General features: G+C 73.6%; 14 protein-coding genes. 9 read left to right on the top strand and 5 right to left on the bottom strand.

The genetic code is table 11. The features are described from left to right. Positions 1-37: 37 nt before the first annotated feature. Both QSK52_RS26855 and QSK52_RS26860 read right to left on the bottom strand, forming a co-directional pair. Positions 38-958 carry a glutamate ABC transporter substrate-binding protein gene (locus QSK52_RS26855; RefSeq protein WP_285738813.1) on the bottom strand — a complete coding sequence of 307 codons (921 nt, stop codon included), beginning with the start codon at positions 956-958 and terminating at the stop codon, positions 38-40. Positions 959-1,034: 76 nt separating this feature from the next. Then, complete coding sequence (locus QSK52_RS26860) at positions 1,035-1,817, bottom strand: amino acid ABC transporter ATP-binding protein (RefSeq protein ID WP_435053379.1); 783 nt, start codon at positions 1,815-1,817, stop codon at positions 1,035-1,037. Between the two features lie 392 nt (positions 1,818-2,209). On the opposite strand from QSK52_RS26860, the gene QSK52_RS26865 reads away from it, so the two are divergent. Together QSK52_RS26865 and QSK52_RS26870 are read left to right on the top strand one after the other, a co-directional pair. Continuing rightward, the gene (locus QSK52_RS26865) at positions 2,210-2,947 is read left to right on the top strand and encodes a response regulator transcription factor (RefSeq protein ID WP_285738741.1); all 738 of its coding nucleotides are present in this window, start codon (positions 2,210-2,212) and stop codon (positions 2,945-2,947) included. Between the two features lie 7 nt (positions 2,948-2,954). Beyond that, positions 2,955-4,394, top strand: a complete 1,440-nt coding sequence (locus QSK52_RS26870) for a sensor histidine kinase (RefSeq protein ID WP_285738742.1) — start codon at positions 2,955-2,957, stop codon at positions 4,392-4,394. 12 nt (positions 4,395-4,406) lie between these two features. On the opposite strand, the gene QSK52_RS26875 is transcribed toward QSK52_RS26870, so the two are convergent. Next, entirely contained in the window at positions 4,407-5,432 is a 1,026-nt protein-coding gene (locus QSK52_RS26875; protein WP_285738743.1) for a TAXI family TRAP transporter solute-binding subunit, read from the bottom strand. Between the two features lie 73 nt (positions 5,433-5,505). Here QSK52_RS26875 and miaB point away from each other — a divergent pair, with 73 nt between their 5' ends. Next, positions 5,506-6,996, top strand: a complete 1,491-nt coding sequence (gene miaB / locus QSK52_RS26880; protein WP_285738744.1) for a tRNA (N6-isopentenyl adenosine(37)-C2)-methylthiotransferase MiaB — start codon at positions 5,506-5,508, stop codon at positions 6,994-6,996. Between the two features lie 85 nt (positions 6,997-7,081). Then, positions 7,082-7,774 carry a hypothetical protein gene (locus QSK52_RS26885; protein ID WP_285738745.1) on the top strand — a complete coding sequence of 231 codons (693 nt, stop codon included), beginning with the start codon at positions 7,082-7,084 and terminating at the stop codon, positions 7,772-7,774. Between the two features lie 16 nt (positions 7,775-7,790). Here QSK52_RS26885 and QSK52_RS26890 read toward each other — a convergent pair whose 3' ends face one another. Then, the gene (locus tag QSK52_RS26890) at positions 7,791-8,012 is read right to left on the bottom strand and encodes an antitoxin (protein ID WP_014138444.1); all 222 of its coding nucleotides are present in this window, start codon (positions 8,010-8,012) and stop codon (positions 7,791-7,793) included. A 108-nt stretch (positions 8,013-8,120) separates the two neighbouring features. Here QSK52_RS26890 and miaA point away from each other — a divergent pair, with 108 nt between their 5' ends. The 5 genes from miaA to hflX all read left to right on the top strand — a co-directional run bounded on the left by miaA (position 8,121) and on the right by hflX (position 14,788). Next, on the top strand, positions 8,121-9,098 hold the full coding sequence (gene miaA, locus QSK52_RS26895; RefSeq protein ID WP_285738746.1) for a tRNA (adenosine(37)-N6)-dimethylallyltransferase MiaA: 978 nt from the start codon (positions 8,121-8,123) through the stop codon (positions 9,096-9,098). 252 nt (positions 9,099-9,350) lie between these two features. Beyond that, positions 9,351-9,836, top strand: coding sequence for a hypothetical protein (locus QSK52_RS26900; RefSeq protein ID WP_285738747.1), 486 nt, complete (start codon positions 9,351-9,353; stop codon positions 9,834-9,836). An 86-nt stretch (positions 9,837-9,922) separates the two neighbouring features. Further along, on the top strand, positions 9,923-10,801 hold the full coding sequence (gene dapF / locus QSK52_RS26905; RefSeq protein ID WP_285738748.1) for a diaminopimelate epimerase: 879 nt from the start codon (positions 9,923-9,925) through the stop codon (positions 10,799-10,801). Positions 10,802-10,977: 176 nt separating this feature from the next. Continuing rightward, positions 10,978-13,287, top strand: a complete 2,310-nt coding sequence (locus QSK52_RS26910) for a RelA/SpoT family protein (protein WP_285738749.1) — start codon at positions 10,978-10,980, stop codon at positions 13,285-13,287. 1 nt (position 13,288) lies between these two features. After that, complete coding sequence (hflX, locus tag QSK52_RS26915; RefSeq protein WP_285738750.1) at positions 13,289-14,788, top strand: GTPase HflX; 1,500 nt, start codon at positions 13,289-13,291, stop codon at positions 14,786-14,788. A gap of 124 nt (positions 14,789-14,912) precedes the next feature. Here the strand turns inward: hflX and QSK52_RS26920 are convergent, their stop codons facing one another. Next, positions 14,913-16,058 (bottom strand): trypsin-like serine peptidase, encoded by a 1,146-nt coding sequence (locus QSK52_RS26920; protein WP_285738751.1) that lies wholly within the window; start codon positions 16,056-16,058, stop codon positions 14,913-14,915. Positions 16,059-16,062: the final 4 nt, after the last annotated feature.

The raw sequence follows: 16,062 nt of genomic DNA on the forward strand, positions 1-16,062 counted from the left end.
GGCGGCCCTCCTCTCTCGGTGTCGGTCGGGTGGTGCGTCAGGAGGCGGTGGTCGGGTCCAGCGCGGGGACGGCCGGCGCGGCCGAGCCGGACAGGCCCAGGGTGGCGTCGTACGCCTTCTTCCAGTCGCCGCTGTCCTCGTGCTTCTTGAGGGCGTCGTTGATCGCCTTCTGCAGCGCCGCGTCGCCCTTCTTCAGGCCGATGCCGTAGCGCTCCTCGGAGAAGATGTTGCCGACGACCTTCAGCTGGCCCTGGTTCTTGGCCGCGAAGCCCTTGAGGATCGCGTCGTCGGTGGTGACCGCGTCGACCTCCTTGGTGAGGAGCTTCTCCACGCACAGCGAGTAGCTGTCGAAGGTGGTGACCTTCGCCTCGTACTTCTGGATGTTGCCGACCGAGGTCGAGCCGTTGGCGGTGCAGACGTTCTTGCCCTTGGTGGACTCCGGGCCGGTGATCTCGGTGTTGTCCTTGTTCACCAGCAGGGACTGGCCGGCGATGTAGTACGGGCCGGCGAAGTCGATCTGCTCCTTGCGCTTCGCGGTGATCGAGTAGGTGCCGACGTAGTAGTCGACCTGGCCGCCGGACAGCGAGGTCTCGCGGGCGCTGGAGTTGATGGTCTTGAACTCGATCTGGTCGGCCGAGAAGCCGAGGTCGGCGGCGACCATCTTGGCGATCTCGATGTCGAAGCCGTTGCGCTTGCCGGTCTGCACGTCCTCGAAGCCGAGGAACGGCTGGTCCGACTTGGCGCCGATGACCAGCTTGCCGCGCTTCTTGGCCTCGGTCCAGGTCGGCGAGGCGTCCAGCTTGGCGTCGGCGTTCACCTGGTAGGTGGGCAGCTGCGGGGCGGCCGAGCCGCCCTTGGTGCCGGAGTCCGAGTTCGGAGATCCGTCCTTGCCGCAGGCGGCGACCGCCGTCAGGGCGAGCACGGACAGGGCGGCGGCGACGGTACGGCGGGCCTTCATGCGGTCGTTCTTCTCCTCGGTAGGGGCCATCGCTGGCTCCGGGCAAATTCGAACTGACGCTAGATCAATACAGGTCTCAGTGGTGCAGGATCTTCGAAAGGAAGTCCTTGGCGCGGTCGCTGCGCGGCGCGGTGAAGAACGCCTCGGGGGTGTTCTGCTCGACGATCCGACCGTCCGCCATGAACAGGACGCGGTTGGCGGCCGAGCGCGCGAAGCCCATCTCGTGGGTCACCACCACCATGGTCATCCCCCGGGCGGCGAGCGAGCGCATCACCTCCAGCACCTCGTTGACCATCTCCGGGTCGAGGGCCGAGGTGGGCTCGTCGAACAGCATCACCTTGGGGTTCATCGCCAGCGCGCGGGCGATCGCCACCCGCTGCTGCTGGCCGCCGGACAGCTGGGCGGGGAACTTGTCGGCCTGCGCGCCGACGCCGACCCGCTCCAGCAGTTCGCGGGCGGTCTTCTCGGCCTCGGCCTTCGGCACCCGGCCGACCTTCACCTGGGCCAGCACCACGTTCTGCAGCACGGTCTTGTGCGCGAACAGGTTGAAGGACTGGAACACCATGCCGACCTGGGCGCGCAGCCGGGCCAGTTCGCGGCCCTCCGCGGGCAGCGGGCGGCCGTCCACCTCGATCGTGCCGGAGTCGATCGTCTCCAGCCGGTTGATCGTGCGGCACAGCGTCGACTTGCCGGAACCGGACGGGCCGATCAGCACCACGACCTCGCCCTGGGCGATGTCCAGGTCGATGTCCTGCAGCACGTGCAGCGCGCCGAAGTGCTTGTTCACCCCGCGCAGCGACACCAGCGGGGTGCCCCGGCCGTCCTCGGGCACGCCCGGGCCTGCACTGTTCTCGGTCATCGCGGCTCGCTCCCTCGTCCTCCGAACCCGGGCCAATTCGCAGGGGCCGCAGAGCCGGTGATGGTCCGTCTGATGTCCGGGGGCCGGAGCCGGCGGAGCCCTCGGCCCCCGGACGGGGCGACTTTAGACAGGTACACGACTCCTCGTCAGCCGATCTGAGCTGAACTTGAGGATCACGGTTCGGCTACGCCCGGTAGTCGGGGGGTAGCGGATACCGGCTGGGTAACGGACCGGGCAACCCGGTTGACCGGATGACGCCGGATGGGAGTGGATGCCAGGATGGGCCGGTCCCGATCCGGGCGCCGCCGGACCGGGGACAGCGCCGCCGGACGTCCGGACGCGTGCGAACGACGCCCGTGCCGACCGCACCCGAGCCACCGGAAGGGAACCCGATGCGCCTGCTCCTGGTCGAGGACGACGACCGCGTGGCCGCCGCCCTGGTCGCGGTGCTGAGCCGGCACGGCTTCCAGGTCCGGCACGCCCGCAGCGGCCACGAGGCGCTGGACGCGCTCGTCCCCGACGGCAGCGACCCGTACCGGGTGGTGCTGCTCGACCTCGGGCTGCCCGACCGGGACGGCTTCGAGGTGTGCAGCCGGATCCGGGCCGGCAGCGGCGTGCCGGTGATCATGGTGACCGCGCGGGCCGACATCCGCTCCCGCATCCACGGCCTCAACCTCGGTGCCGACGACTACGTGGTCAAGCCCTACGACATGGGCGAGCTCCTGGCCCGCATCCACGCGGTGGCCCGCCGCGGCACCCCCCGGCCCGCCGAGGAGAACGGCCCCGAACCGGCCGGACCGCTGGCCTCCCGCGGCATCGAGATCGACCGCGAGCGCCGCCGGGTCTCCGTCGAGGGCCGCGACGTCCCGCTCACCCGCAAGGAGTTCGACCTGCTGGCGCTGCTCGCCCAGAGCCCCGGCGTGGTCTACCGCCGCGAACAGATCTTCAGCGAGGTCTGGCGCTCCGGCTGGGAGGGCAACGGCCGCACCCTGGAGGTGCACATCGGCTCGCTGCGCACCAAGCTCGGCCTGCCCGGCCTGGTCGAGGCCGTCCGCGGCGTCGGCTACCGGCTGATACCCGACCAGCCCGACGGCGAGCCCGGCCCCGGCGACCGCCCGGCGGAGCGCTGACCGCACCGTGCGCAACCGCCTGCTCGGCATCCTGATCGCCCTGATGGCCTGCGTGCTGGCCGCGCTCGGGGTGCCCCTGGCCTACCTGATCGCCGCCTCCGAGCAGTCCAAGGTGGTCGTCGACCGGATCGACGACGCCGCCCGCTTCGCCCAGGACCTGCCCACCCAGGGCCGCCCCAACGCCAGCGCGGTCAAGGGCGACCCGCAGCCCGGCCCCGGCGACAACGGCCGGCTCTACGCCCTGACCAGCGAGGCCGACCGCTACCACGAGCTGTACGGCGTCCGGATCGGCGTCTTCCAGCGCGACGGCAGCTCCATCGCCGTCGCCCCCGACGACTGGCGGCCCCCCGCCGCCGGGCCCGGCCGCCAGGCGTACCAGGAGGCGCTGGCCGGCCGCCGCAGCCACAACCCGCCGCAGGTCTGGCCGTGGAACCCCGAGCGCACCCTGGCCGTCGCCCTGCCGGTGGTCCGCGACGGCGACGTGGTCGCCGTGGTGCTCACCGAATCGCCCACCGGCGGGCTGCGCTCGCGCGTCCTGCACCGCTGGATGGTGCTGGCAGGGGGCGAGGCGCTCGCCATGATCGTCGCCATCCTGCTCGCCGTCCGGCTCACCGGCTGGGTGCTGCGCCCCGTCCGCACCCTCGACCGGGCCACCCACGACATCGCCACCGGACGGCTCGGCGCCCGGGTCGCCCCCAGCAGCGGGCCGCCCGAACTGCGGCGCCTGGCACGCTCGTTCAACGACATGGCGGACCACGTCGGGCTCGCCATCGACCAGCAGCGGGCCTTCGTCGCCGACGCCTCCCACCAGCTGCGCAACCCGCTCGCCGCACTGCTGCTGCGGGTGGAGCTGATCGGCCTGGAACTGCCCGAGGGCCACGAGGAGGAGCTCGTCGCCGTCCGCGAGGAGGGCGCCCGGCTGGCCCGGGTGCTCGACGACCTGCTCGGCCTCGCCACCGCCGAGGGCTCCCGGCCCGAACCCGAACCCGTCGACCTGGCCGAACTCGTCCGCACCCGGGTCGACGCCTGGGCGCCGCTGGCCGAGCAGCGCGGCGTCACGCTGCACTGGGAGGGCCCGCCGATGGCGCACGCCTGGGCCGACCCGATCGGCTTCGGCAGCGCGCTGGACGCCGTCCTGGACAACGCGCTCAAGTTCACCCCGGCCGACAGCACCGTCCGGGTCGGCCTGCTGATCGGCAAGGACGAGGTCACCGCCACCGTCACCGACGCCGGACCCGGCCTCACCGAGGAGGAGCTGGCCCGGGTCGGCGACCGGTTCTGGCGCTCCTCCCGGCACCAGAACATCGACGGGTCCGGCCTGGGCCTGTCCATCGCCCGCACCCTGCTGCTGGCCGGCGGCGGCGGGCTCGAGTTCGCGCCCGCCGAGCCGAACGGCCTCACCGTGCGGCTGGTGGTGCCGCGGCGGCGCCGCTGGCCCCGGGCCTGACCGCGCGGGCCCTCAGGGCTTCACGGACAGGTAGTAGCGCTTGGCGCCGTCGTGCAGCGGCAGCGGGTCGGTGTACACCGCGGTGCGCAGGTCCACCAGCTGCGCGGCGTGCACCTGGCGGCCGATGTCGTCCCGGCTGTCGATCACCGCCCGGGTCAGCGTCTCCACCAGCGCCGGGTCCACGTCCGCCCGGGTCACCAGCAGGTTGGGCACCGCCACCGTCGGCACCGCCACCCGCTCCGGCTGCACGTTCGGGTACGCGTCCGCCGGGATGGTCGCCGCCCGGTAGGCGTCCATGCCCGGGCCCGCCAGCTGGTGCAGCGGATCGGACAGGTCGCCCATCGGCACGATCCGGATCGGCGTCCGCTCCGACAGGTCCGACAGCGCGGTGGTCGGCAGGCCGCCGGACCAGAAGAACGCGTCCAGCTCCTTCCGCTGCAGCTCGTCCGCCGCCTGGACGACGCTGACCGAGTCCGACCGGACGTCCCGGTCCGGGTCCAGGCCCGCCGCCTCCAGCAGCCGCCGGGTCACCAGGTTCACCCCCGACTTCGCCTGCCCCACCCCGACCCGCAGCCCCCGCAGGTCCGCCACCGAGTGCACCGGCGAGTCGGCCGGCACCACCAGCTGCATGTAGTCGTCGTACAGCCGGGCGATCGCCCGCAGCTTCGGCTTCTCCGGGCTGTCGAAGGTGGCCACCGCGTCCGCCGTGGCCACCGCGAAGTCGTCCCGGCCCGACACCAGCCGCTCCAGGTTGTCCATCGACCCCTCGGAGTTGTCCAGCTGCACCTTCAGCCCCGGCAGGTGGTCGCCCAGGTACTGCCGCAGCAGCACCCCGTAGCGGTCGTACACGCCGCCGACCACCCCCGTCGCGAACGCCACCCGGCCGTGCGGCCCCGCGGCCGAGCGGGCCGAGGACGCCCACCAGCCGCCCGCGCCCCCGGCCACCAGCAGCAGCACCGCGGCGACCCGGAACAGCCGGCCGCGCAGGACGGAGCGCAGCCCGGCACCCGGACGGGAGGAGAGGTTCGCAGCAGCCATGCCGTGGATACTGCCAGCCCCCACCGCCCGGCGGGAGGGCCTCCCCGGTGCCCGTACCCTTGGCTCTGTGGGTATGGAGGAGAGCTTGCGAACTTACAAGGTCGTCACGTACGGCTGCCAGATGAACGTCCACGACTCCGAGCGCCTGTCCGGGCTGCTGGAGGAGGCCGGCTACGCCAAGGCCGACGGCGACGGCGACCCCGACCTGGTGGTCTTCAACACCTGCGCGGTCCGCGAGAACGCCGACAACAAGCTGTACGGCAACCTCGGCCGGCTCGCCCCCGCCAAGCAGGCCAACCGCGGCATGCAGATCGCCGTCGGCGGCTGCCTCGCCCAGAAGGACCGCGAGACCATCGTCCGCAAGGCGCCCTGGGTCGACGTGGTCTTCGGCACCCACAACATCGGCCACCTGCCCGCCCTGCTGGAGCGCGCCGCCGTCGAGCGCAAGGCCCAGGTCGAGATCCTCGAATCGCTGGAGACCTTCCCCTCCACCCTGCCCACCCGGCGCGAGTCCGCGTACGCGGCCTGGGTCGCGATCTCGGTCGGCTGCAACAACACCTGCACCTTCTGCATCGTCCCCGCGCTGCGCGGCAAGGAGGAGGACCGCCGCCCCGGCGACGTCCTCGCCGAGGTCGAGGCGCTGGTCGCCGAGGGCGTCGTCGAGGTCACCCTGCTCGGGCAGAACGTCAACGCGTACGGCTCCGACCTCGGCGACCGGGAGGCTTTCGGCAAGCTGCTGCGGGCCTGCGGCCAGATCGAGGGCCTGGAGCGGGTCCGCTTCACCTCGCCGCACCCGCGCGACTTCACCGACGACGTGATCGCCGCGATGGCCGAGACGCCCAACGTGATGCACCAGCTGCACATGCCGCTGCAGTCCGGCTCCGACACCGTCCTGAAGGCGATGCGGCGCTCCTACCGGCAGGAACGCTTCCTCGGCATCATCGAGAAGGTCCGGGCCGCGATGCCGGACGCGGCGATCTCCACGGACATCATCGTCGGCTTCCCCGGCGAGACCGACGAGGACTTCGAGCAGACCCTGCACGTGGTCCGCGAGGCGCGGTTCGCCAACGCGTTCACCTTCCAGTACTCCAAGCGGCCCGGGACGCCCGCCGCCGAGATGGCGGACCAGGTGCCCAAGGCCGTGGTCCAGGAGCGCTACGACCGGCTGATCGCCCTCCAGGAGGAGATCTCCTGGGAGGAGAACAAGAAGCAGGTCGGCCGCACGCTGGAGATCCTGGTCGCCGAGGGCGAGGGCAAGAAGGACGACCGTACCGACCGGCTCTCCGGGCGTGCGCCCGACAACCGGCTGGTGCACTTCACGCGGCCGGAGGGCGGGGTGCGGCCCGGCGACATGGTCACCGTCGAGATCACCTACGCCGCCCCGCACCACCTCCTCGCGGAGGGCCCCGCGCTCGGCGTGCGGCGCACCCGGGCGGGCGACGCGTGGGAGAAGCGGCAGGCGGCGCCGGCGGCGAAGCCCGCGGGCGTGATGCTGGGGCTGCCGACGGTCGGCGCGCCGAAGCCGGTGGCGGCGGCGCCGGGCGGGGACGGGTGCGGCTGCTAGGGGACGCGCGGGCCCCTGGTCGCGCGTCGGTGGGCGGAGCGGTTCTCCTCGTGCCCCTGTTCCGCCCTCCCGTAGAGTGATCGACATGCTTGCTGCCGCTGCCGTGTGCCCCTGCCCGCCGTTGCTCGTTCCGGAGGTGGCCGCGGGGGCCGCCGGTGAGGTGGCGGGGCTGCGGGGGGCGTGTCTGGCGGCGGTGGGGGAGCTGGCCGGGGTCGACCTGGTGGTGGTGGTCGGGACGGGCGAGCGGGCCGGGGTGTGGACGGAGGGCGGGACGGGGTCGCTGCGCCGGTACGGGGTGGCGAAGGCGGTGCGGCTGCCGCTGGGCGGGGTGGACGGTCCCGAGCTGTCGCCCGCGCTGACGGTGGGGGCGTGGCTGCTGGAGGAGGCGGGCGTCCGGGTGCCGACGCACGCCGTCGCGGTGCGGCCGGACACCGGTGTCGAGCGGCTGCTGGGCCTGGGCCGGGGGCTGGCGGAACTCGCGGACCGGGTGGGCCTGTTGGTGCTCGGGGACGGCAGCGCCCGGCGTTCGGTGAAGGCGCCCGGGTACCTGGACGAGCGGGCCGAGGGGTACGACCGGGCGGTGGCGCTCGCGCTGGCCGGGGCGGACGCGGCGGCGCTGGCCGGGCTGGACGCGGAGCTCTCGGCCGAGCTGATGGCCGAGGGGCGTGCCCCGTGGCAGGTGCTGGCGGGGGCCGCGGAGGGGGCCGCGCTCAGCGGTGAACTGCGCTACGAGGACGCCCCGTACGGCGTCGGCTACCTGGTGGCCTCCTGGCGCTGAGCGCCGGGCGGGGGCGTCAGTCGTCCTTGGGCTTGGCGGCGAAGTCGTCGCGGGCGTGCTTGGTCGCGGAGGTGCCCTTCACGATCTTGTCCGAGTACTTGTGCTTGGTGGCCTTGTCGATCGCCTCGCCGGTCTTGTCCACCACGCTGTCGATCTTGTCGCCGTGCTTGCCGGCCAGTTCGCTGGCCTTCTCCTTGAGCTCCTCGGCCTTGCCCTTGAGGTTGTCCATCAGGCCCATGGGGTGCGCTCCTCGCGAATCGGGTCATTCCGGTACGGACACAGCTGATCCTCCCCGGTCAACGAGGCCGTGACACGGGAGGTGCCCGGGTTTTGCGAGACTGGGGAGGTGAGCGGTTCCTCTTCTTCCCCCTCTGCGCGTCCCGACGCCCCGCCCCGGGTGGTCTCGGTGGTCGGCGCGACGGCGGCCGGCAAGTCCGACCTGGCGGTGGCGATCGCCCGGGAGCTCGGCGGGGAGGTGGTGAACACCGACTCGATGCAGCTCTACAAGGGCATGGACATCGGCACCGCCAAGCTGACCCCGGCGGAGCGGGGCGGCGTCCCGCACCACCTGCTGGACGTCTGGGAGGTGACCGAGACCGCCTCGGTGGCCGAGTACCAGCGCCTGGCGCGGGCGGAGATGGACCGGCAGCTGGCGGCGGGACAGGTGCCGGTGCTGGTCGGCGGCTCGGGCCTGTACGTGCGGGCGGCGGTGGACGAGATGGAGTTCCCGGGGACGGACCCGGCGGTGCGGGCCCGGCTGGAGGAGGAGCTGGAGCGGGTCGGCCCCGGCGCGCTGCACCGGCGCCTGGCGGGGCTGGACCCGGCGGCGGCGGAGGCGATCCTGCCCAGCAACGGGCGGCGGGTGGTCCGGGCGCTGGAGGTCATCGAGATCACCGGACGCCCGTTCACGGCCAGCCTGCCGACCCAGCGGGCGGTGTACGAGGCGGTGCAGATCGGCGTCCGGGTGCCGCGTCCGGAGCTGGACCGGCGGATCGAGCTGCGGGTGGACCGGATGTGGGAGGCCGGGCTGCTCGACGAGGTGCGCGCGCTGGAGGGGGCCGGGCTGCGCGAGGGGCTGACCGCCAGCCGGGCGCTCGGCTACCAGCAGGTGCTGGCCTTCTTCGCGGGGGAGTGCACCGAGGACGAGGCGCGGGCGGAGACCGTGCGGGCGACCCGGCGGTTCGCCCGGCGGCAGGAGTCCTGGTTCCGCCGGGACGGGCGGATCCACTGGCTGGACCGGCCCGAGGGGGCGGATCCGGTCGAGCTGCTGGGCCGGGCGCTGGAACTGATCGACCGTCCGGAGGGGTCCGGCGCACCGGGCTGACCGGCGGGTTCCGGCTGCCCGGCGGTCCGATCCGGCCAGGCTCGCGGCGTCTGCACCGGCAGACGCAGGTGCAGGAGGTACCGGCGGTCACGGCGGGATCACGTCCTGGCATCGGATCACCCGATCATGCCGTGGGACACCCTGTCGAGGTGTTGGTACGTGCCATCATCGGTACCACCGAGGCCCGGCACGCGGGCCGGCCTCACCGCCCGCGAGCCCCGGAGCTCGTGTCGAGCCGTCAGGGGAGGCCGCGTGTCAACGGGTACCGGCCCCGAAACCGATGAGCTGCTCGGCGACGTCTCCGACGGGTCCGAGACGCTCCCCGAGCTCGCCGCCCCCACCACCTCGTACGCGGTGGCGCTGCCCGCGATCGACGACCTGGCCGCCGCGCCGGGAGTGGTCCACGAGCGGGACATCCGGCCGCGCCGCCGCCTGCGCTGGTGGCAGATCCTGCCGATCGCCGCGACGCTGATGTTCGGCTCGCTGATGTTCGCCTTCCCGCTGGCCTTCGGCAGCGAGGGCGCGACCGCGATGATCGGGATGCTCGGCCTGCTGATCACCTCCGCCTCGGTGGGCTGGGGCGCGATGGCCGCCCGCCGGGCCGGGTACAAGTGGCCGGGCGTGCCGCGCCGCGGCAGCGCCGAGCGGGCCGGGTGGCGGGCCATCGTGCTGTACACCCTGCTGGCCGCGGCGGCGGTGGCGCTCGCCGTCTGGCGGGTCGTCCACCTGCGCGGCTAGCGGTTCCGCGGCCGCGCCCCCACCGCCCCGTCCCACCCCTCGTCCGGCCGCGGCCGGACCCCGGCCGCCCCGTTACCATCGGCGGTGTGAGCGAGCGCAGCGGAACCAGCGGAACGGCCTTCCTCAAGGGGCACGGCACCCAGAACGACTTCGTGATCGTCCCGGACCCGGACGGCCGGATCGACCTGTCGGCGGACACCGTCGCGCAGCTGTGCGACCGGCGGGCCGGGATCGGCGCGGACGGCGTGCTGCGGGTGGTCCGCTCGGCGGCCGAGCCCGCCGCGGCGGGGATGGCCGAGCAGGCCGAGTGGTTCATGGACTACCGCAACGCGGACGGGTCGATCGCCGAGATGTGCGGCAACGGGGTGCGGGTGTTCGCCCGGTACCTGGTGCACGCCGGGCACGCGAAGCCGGGCGAGCTGGCGGTGGCCACCCGCGGCGGGGTGAAGCGGGTGCGGATCGCCGAGGACGCCCCGGACGGCACCCCGGGCGAGGTCACCGTGGACATGGGCCGGGCCGTCCTCCCCGGCCCGGACGGCATCACCGTCACCGTGGACGGGCGGACCTGGCCCGCGCTGAACGTCAACATGGGCAACCCGCACGCCGTCGCCTTCGTCGAGGACCTGGCGCACGCGGGCACCCTGCTCGACGCCCCGGCCACCGCCCCCGCGGGCGCGTACCCGCAGGGCGTGAACGTGGAGTTCGTGGTGGACCGCGGCGAGCGGCACGTGGCGATGCGGGTGCACGAGCGCGGCTCCGGCGAGACCCGCTCCTGCGGCACCGGCGCCTGCGCCGTCGCGGTGGCGGCGATCCGGCGCGACGGCGTCGACCCGGCGGACACCGGCGAGGCGGTGCGCTACACGGTGGACGTGCCCGGCGGGCGGCTGGTGATCGAGGAGTTCCCGGACGGCCGGATCGAGATGACCGGGCCCGCGGTGATCGTCGCCGAGGGCGTCCTCGTCTGACGGCAGGTCAGCGCGACGCGGCGTCAGCTCCCGCTTCCCACGCCGCTCCCCGGTTAATCCGCCCGTTCGGGTGATCTGGGTGACAGAGGGGAAGCGGGGGCTCGCGCAACGTGCTCTGCTCGGTAGCATGGACCACCGGGTCGGCCGTCGCTCCGGTGTTGCTGCCGGAGGTGCAGATGACCATCCGCTCCGAGTTGGCGGGCTCGCCGTCCAAGCAGCAGGCGAGCCGGTTCAGCCGTGCGGCACTCGGCCGGGCCGGCCGGGCGGCGCTGCTCGCCACCGGGCGGACGCCCGTCCCCGACGCCATCGAGCCGATCGTCCAGGCCCACCGGGTGCACCACCCGCAGGCCGACGTACCGCTGCTGACCAGGGCGTACCGGGTCGCCGAGGAGAGCCACCGCGGGCAGACCCGCAAGAGCGGCGAGCCGTACATCACCCACCCGCTCGCGGTCACGATGATCCTCGCCCAGCTCGGCGCGGACACCACCACGCTGGTCGCCTCGCTGCTGCACGACACCGTCGAGGACACCGAGGTGACGCTGGAGCAGGTCGCCGAGGACTTCGGGCCCGAGGTGGCGTACCTGGTCGACGGCGTCACCAAGCTGGAGAAGGTCGACTTCGGGGCCGCCGCCGAGCCCGAGACCTTCCGCAAGATGCTGGTCGCCACCGGCGACGACGTCCGGGTGATGGTGATCAAGCTCGCCGACCGGCTGCACAACATGCGCACCATCCGGCACATGAAGCCCGCCAGCCAGGTGCGGATCGCCAAGGTCACCCGGGACGTGCTGATCCCGCTCGCCGAACGGCTCGGCATCCAGGTGGTCAAGGCGGAGCTGGAGGACATCGTCTTCGCCACCCTGCACCCCGAGGAGTACGAGCACACCGGCGCGGTGGCGGGCGGCTGGACGGACGGCGTGCTCGCCCCGTTCGCCGCCGAGCTCGGCCGCCAGCTCACCGAGGCCGGCATCCCCTCCACCGTCACCGTCCGGCCCCGGCACCTGGTCTCGCTGCACCGGGTGATGATCAAGCGCGGGGCCGGGCCGGACGGCGCCGGGCTGCGGCCCGCCGACTTCGGGCGGCTGCTGGTGGTGGTCGAGGAGAACGCCGACTGCTACGCCGTCCTCGGCGAACTGCACACCTGCTGGACGCCGCTGCCCGGCGAGTTCAAGGACTTCGTCGCCGCCCCCAAGTTCAACCTGTACCAGTCGCTGCACACCGCGGTCGCGCTGCCCGGCGGCGAGGTGATCGAGGTCCTGGTCCGCACCCGGCGGATGCACGAGGTCGCCGAGACCGGCGTGGTCGCCCTCGGCGACCCGCGCGCCGCCGACCGGACGGGCGCGGCCGACGACCCCGAGGACCGCACCGACCCGGCCCGCCCCGGCTGGCTGGCCCGGCTGCTCGACTGGCAGCAGGACACCCCCGACCCGGACGCCTTCTGGTCCGCGCTCACCGCCGACCTGCGCGACGACCGCGAGATCACCGCCGTCACCGAGGACGGCGCCACCCTGCACCTGCCGGCCGGCTCCAGCTGCCTGGACGCCGCCTACCTGCTCGGCGAGGAGACCGGCCACCGATGTATCGGCGCCCGGGTCAACGGCCGGCTCGCCGCGCTCTCCACCGAACTGCGCGACGGCGACATGCTCGGCCTGCTGCTGGCCCCCGACGGCGAGGACAGCGGGCCCGACCCGCAGTGGCTGGAGTACGTCCGCACCCCCGGCGCCCGGCTCGCCGTCGCCCGTCGGCTGGCCGCCCGCCCGGCCGTGCGACCGGCCGTCGCCGAACTGCCCGGGCAGTCCGCCGCGGGGAGCGCCCCGGCCCCCGCCGCGCCGCCCGCGCCGCCCGCCGCCGGGCCGTCCGCGCCGCCCGCACCTCCCGCCGCGCCCGCCGCCGCGCCCGCCGAGGTGCCGGAACTGCCCGGCGCCGCCGTCCGGCTGGCCCGCTGCTGCACGCCCGTCCCGCCCGACGAGGTGACCGGCATCGTGCTGCGCGGCGGGGCCGTCGCGGTGCACCGGGCGGGCTGCCCCACCGGCACCCGGATGCTGCGCGGCGGCCGGCACGCGGCCGCCGTCCGCTGGCTGCCCGGCGGCGCCCCGCAGTGGGGCTACCGGGCCACCCTGCACGCCGAGGCGCTCAACCGCCCCCGGCTGCTCGCCGACCTGACCGCGGCGATCTCCGGCGAGGGCGTGTCCATCTTCTCCGCCGAGGTCGAACCGCCCCGCCAGCTGCGGGTGCGGCACAGCTACACCCTGGAGCTGCCGGACGCCGCGGCGCTCCCTGCGGTGATGCGGGCGATGCTCCGGGTCTCCGGCGTGTACGACGTCTACCGGCCCGGCGGGCCGGAGGACGCGGCGGGGGCGGGTGCCGGGGCCGACGCGGCGGCTGGTAAAAGGGATGACTCGGGCACGGCGGGCGTGCAACCATCGTGGGGAATTCACGGCGGCTCCGCCGTGTTGTCCGAGAGCACGACCCGATCAACCCAAGGATGAAATGACCTCCACGTTCGACAGCCGCACCCGATCGAGCGAGTCCGCCAACCGGCTCGCCGACCTCAAGGCGGAAGCCCTGATGGACGAGGACCTCGCGGCGATCGACGAGGGCCTCGGCAACTACGACGGAGAGCAGTACGACCGCACCGAGCGCGCCGCGCTGCGCCGCGTCGCCGGCCTCTCCACCGAACTGCAGGACGTCACCGAAGTCGAGTACCGCCAGCTCCGCCTGGAGCGCGTGGTGCTCGTCGGCGTGTGGACGGACGGCACGCTGGAGGAGGCGGAGAACTCGATGGCCGAGCTCGCCGCCCTCGCCGAGACGGCCGGCTCCGAAGTCCTGGACGGCGTGATCCAGCGCCGCGACAAGCCCGACGCCGCCACCTACATCGGATCCGGCAAGGCCCAGGAGCTGCGCGACATCGTCGCCTCCACCGGTGCCGACACCGTGGTCTGCGACGGTGAGCTCACCCCGGGCCAGCTGATCCACCTCGAAGACGTGGTCAAGGTCAAGGTCGTCGACCGCACCGCCCTGATCCTGGACATCTTCGCCCAGCACGCCAAGTCCCGGGAGGGCAAGGCGCAGGTCTCGCTCGCGCAGATGCAGTACATGCTGCCGCGCCTGCGCGGTTGGGGCCAGTCGCTGTCCCGGCAGATGGGTGGCGGTGGCTCCGGCTCCTCGGGCGGCGGCATGGCCACCCGCGGTCCCGGTGAGACCAAGATCGAGACCGACCGGCGGCGGATCCGCGAGAAGATGGCGAAGCTCCGCAAGGAGATCGCCGAGATGAAGAAGGGCCGCGACACCAAGCGGCAGGAGCGGCGGCGCAACCACGTCCCGTCGGTGGCCATCGCCGGGTACACCAACGCGGGCAAGTCCTCGCTGCTCAACCGGCTCACCGGGGCCGGCGTCCTGGTGGAGAACGCCCTGTTCGCCACCCTGGACCCGACGGTCCGCCGGGCCCAGACCCCGAGCGGCCGGCTCTACACCCTGGCCGACACCGTCGGCTTCGTCCGGCACCTGCCGCACCACCTGGTCGAGGCGTTCCGCTCCACCATGGAGGAGGTCGCCGACGCCGACCTCATCCTGCACGTGGTGGACGGCTCGCACCCGGAGCCGGAGACCCAGCTCGCCGCCGTCCGCGAGGTGATCGTCTCGGTCGAGGCGCAGGACGTGCCGGAGATCGTGGTGATCAACAAGGCCGACGCGGCGGACCCGCTGGTCCTCCAGCGCCTGCTGCGCCGCGAGCCGCACGCCGTCGTGGTGTCGGCCCGCAGCGGTCAGGGCATCGAGGAGCTGCTCGCCCTGATCGACCGGGAACTGCCCCGCCCCGCGGTGGAGGTCAAGGTCCTGGTGCCCTACACCCGCGGCGACCTGGTCTCCCGGGTCCACGCGGAGGGCGAGCTGCTCTCCACCGAGCACACGGCGGACGGCACCCTGCTGCACGCCAAGGTCGCGGCCGTGCTGGCCGGGGAGCTGGAGCGGTACGCCGTCGTCGCGGCCTGACGCGGCAGCACCGGCACGGAACGGGACGGGCGGCGCACCCTCGGGGGTGCGCCGCCCGTCCGCCGTTCACGCCGCCCGTTCGGAACGGCCGGGCCGGTCGGCCCGGTCGGCCAGGTGGACCCGGTCAGGCCTGGGCGACGAAGGCGTCGAACATCTTCTTGGCCTCGGCGCCGAGGGTCGGACCGGCCTGCCAGCCCGCCTCGTCGTCACCGATCGAGACGTTCGAGAACAGCACCGTCCTGCCGTTCTGGCGGGTCAGCCAGCCGCCGCCGGAGGAACCGCCGGTCATGGTGCAGCCGATGGCGAGCATCGGCGGGCGCGAGGCCAGGAAGGCGAACGGGGCGAGCTTGGCGGTGGAGTCGCAGTGCTCCAGCTCCTCGCCGTCGAACGGCGGGTCGGCCGGGTAGCCGTACGCCTTCGGCGCGGTGATGTCCTCCGGCTTGGCGTTGAACAGGATCGGCACGGAGCTGCCGACCGTCTCCTCCAGCGAGCGGTTGCCGTCGAGCGGAGAGACCTTCACCACCGCGAAGTCGAACTGGCTGGCCTGGTTGCCCACGTGGGTGCCCTCCTGCGTCCACTGGGGCATGGTCAGCATCGCGTCGGCGGCCCAGCGGCCCAGCGGGGCGACCTCCTGCCAGGAGTCGATCGTCTTGCCGTTGCTGGTGGCGCCGGAGCGGTTGTACGCCGGGATGAACATCATCTTCTGGACGTAGTCGCTGCCCTTGCCGCCGTGCACGCAGTGCCCGGCCGTCCAGACCAGGTTGCTCTTGCCCGGGTGCTTCGGGTCGGTGACCACGGTGCCCGAGCAGGAGTGCTCCTCGCCCTCGGCGTTCACGAACAGGAGCCGGCCGATCACGGCGGTGTCCGCGCTGTACGGGTGCGGCTGGGGCTTGGCGGCTATCCGGGCGGGGAGGGTGAACTCCCGGAAGGACGGGGCCTGCTTGTCCGGCTTGACGGAGTCGCCGCCGCGCGGGTCGGTCGGCTTCTTCTTGTCCCAGAAGCCCTTGATCGCCTTGATGTCCTCCGGCTTGAAGCCGTTCTTCGCCGCCCACTTCTGCCAGTCCTCGGCGGACCAGTTCGGCACCTGGGAGACGAAGTTCTGCAGGTCGGCGACGTCGACGGAGTCCCCCGTCGCCTGGGAGGAGGCCCGGTCGGCCGGGGTCGGGTCGGCGCCCTTGCTGCAGGCGGCGGTGCCGACGGCGAGCACCGTCACCAGGGCGGCCGCGGCCGCGCTCCGGATCCGGCGTGCCGTGCGGTGCTGGTCGGTCATGGGT

The organism is Kitasatospora phosalacinea (genome assembly GCF_030268885.1).
GTDB classification, from domain to species: Bacteria; Actinomycetota; Actinomycetes; order Streptomycetales; family Streptomycetaceae; genus Kitasatospora; species Kitasatospora phosalacinea_C.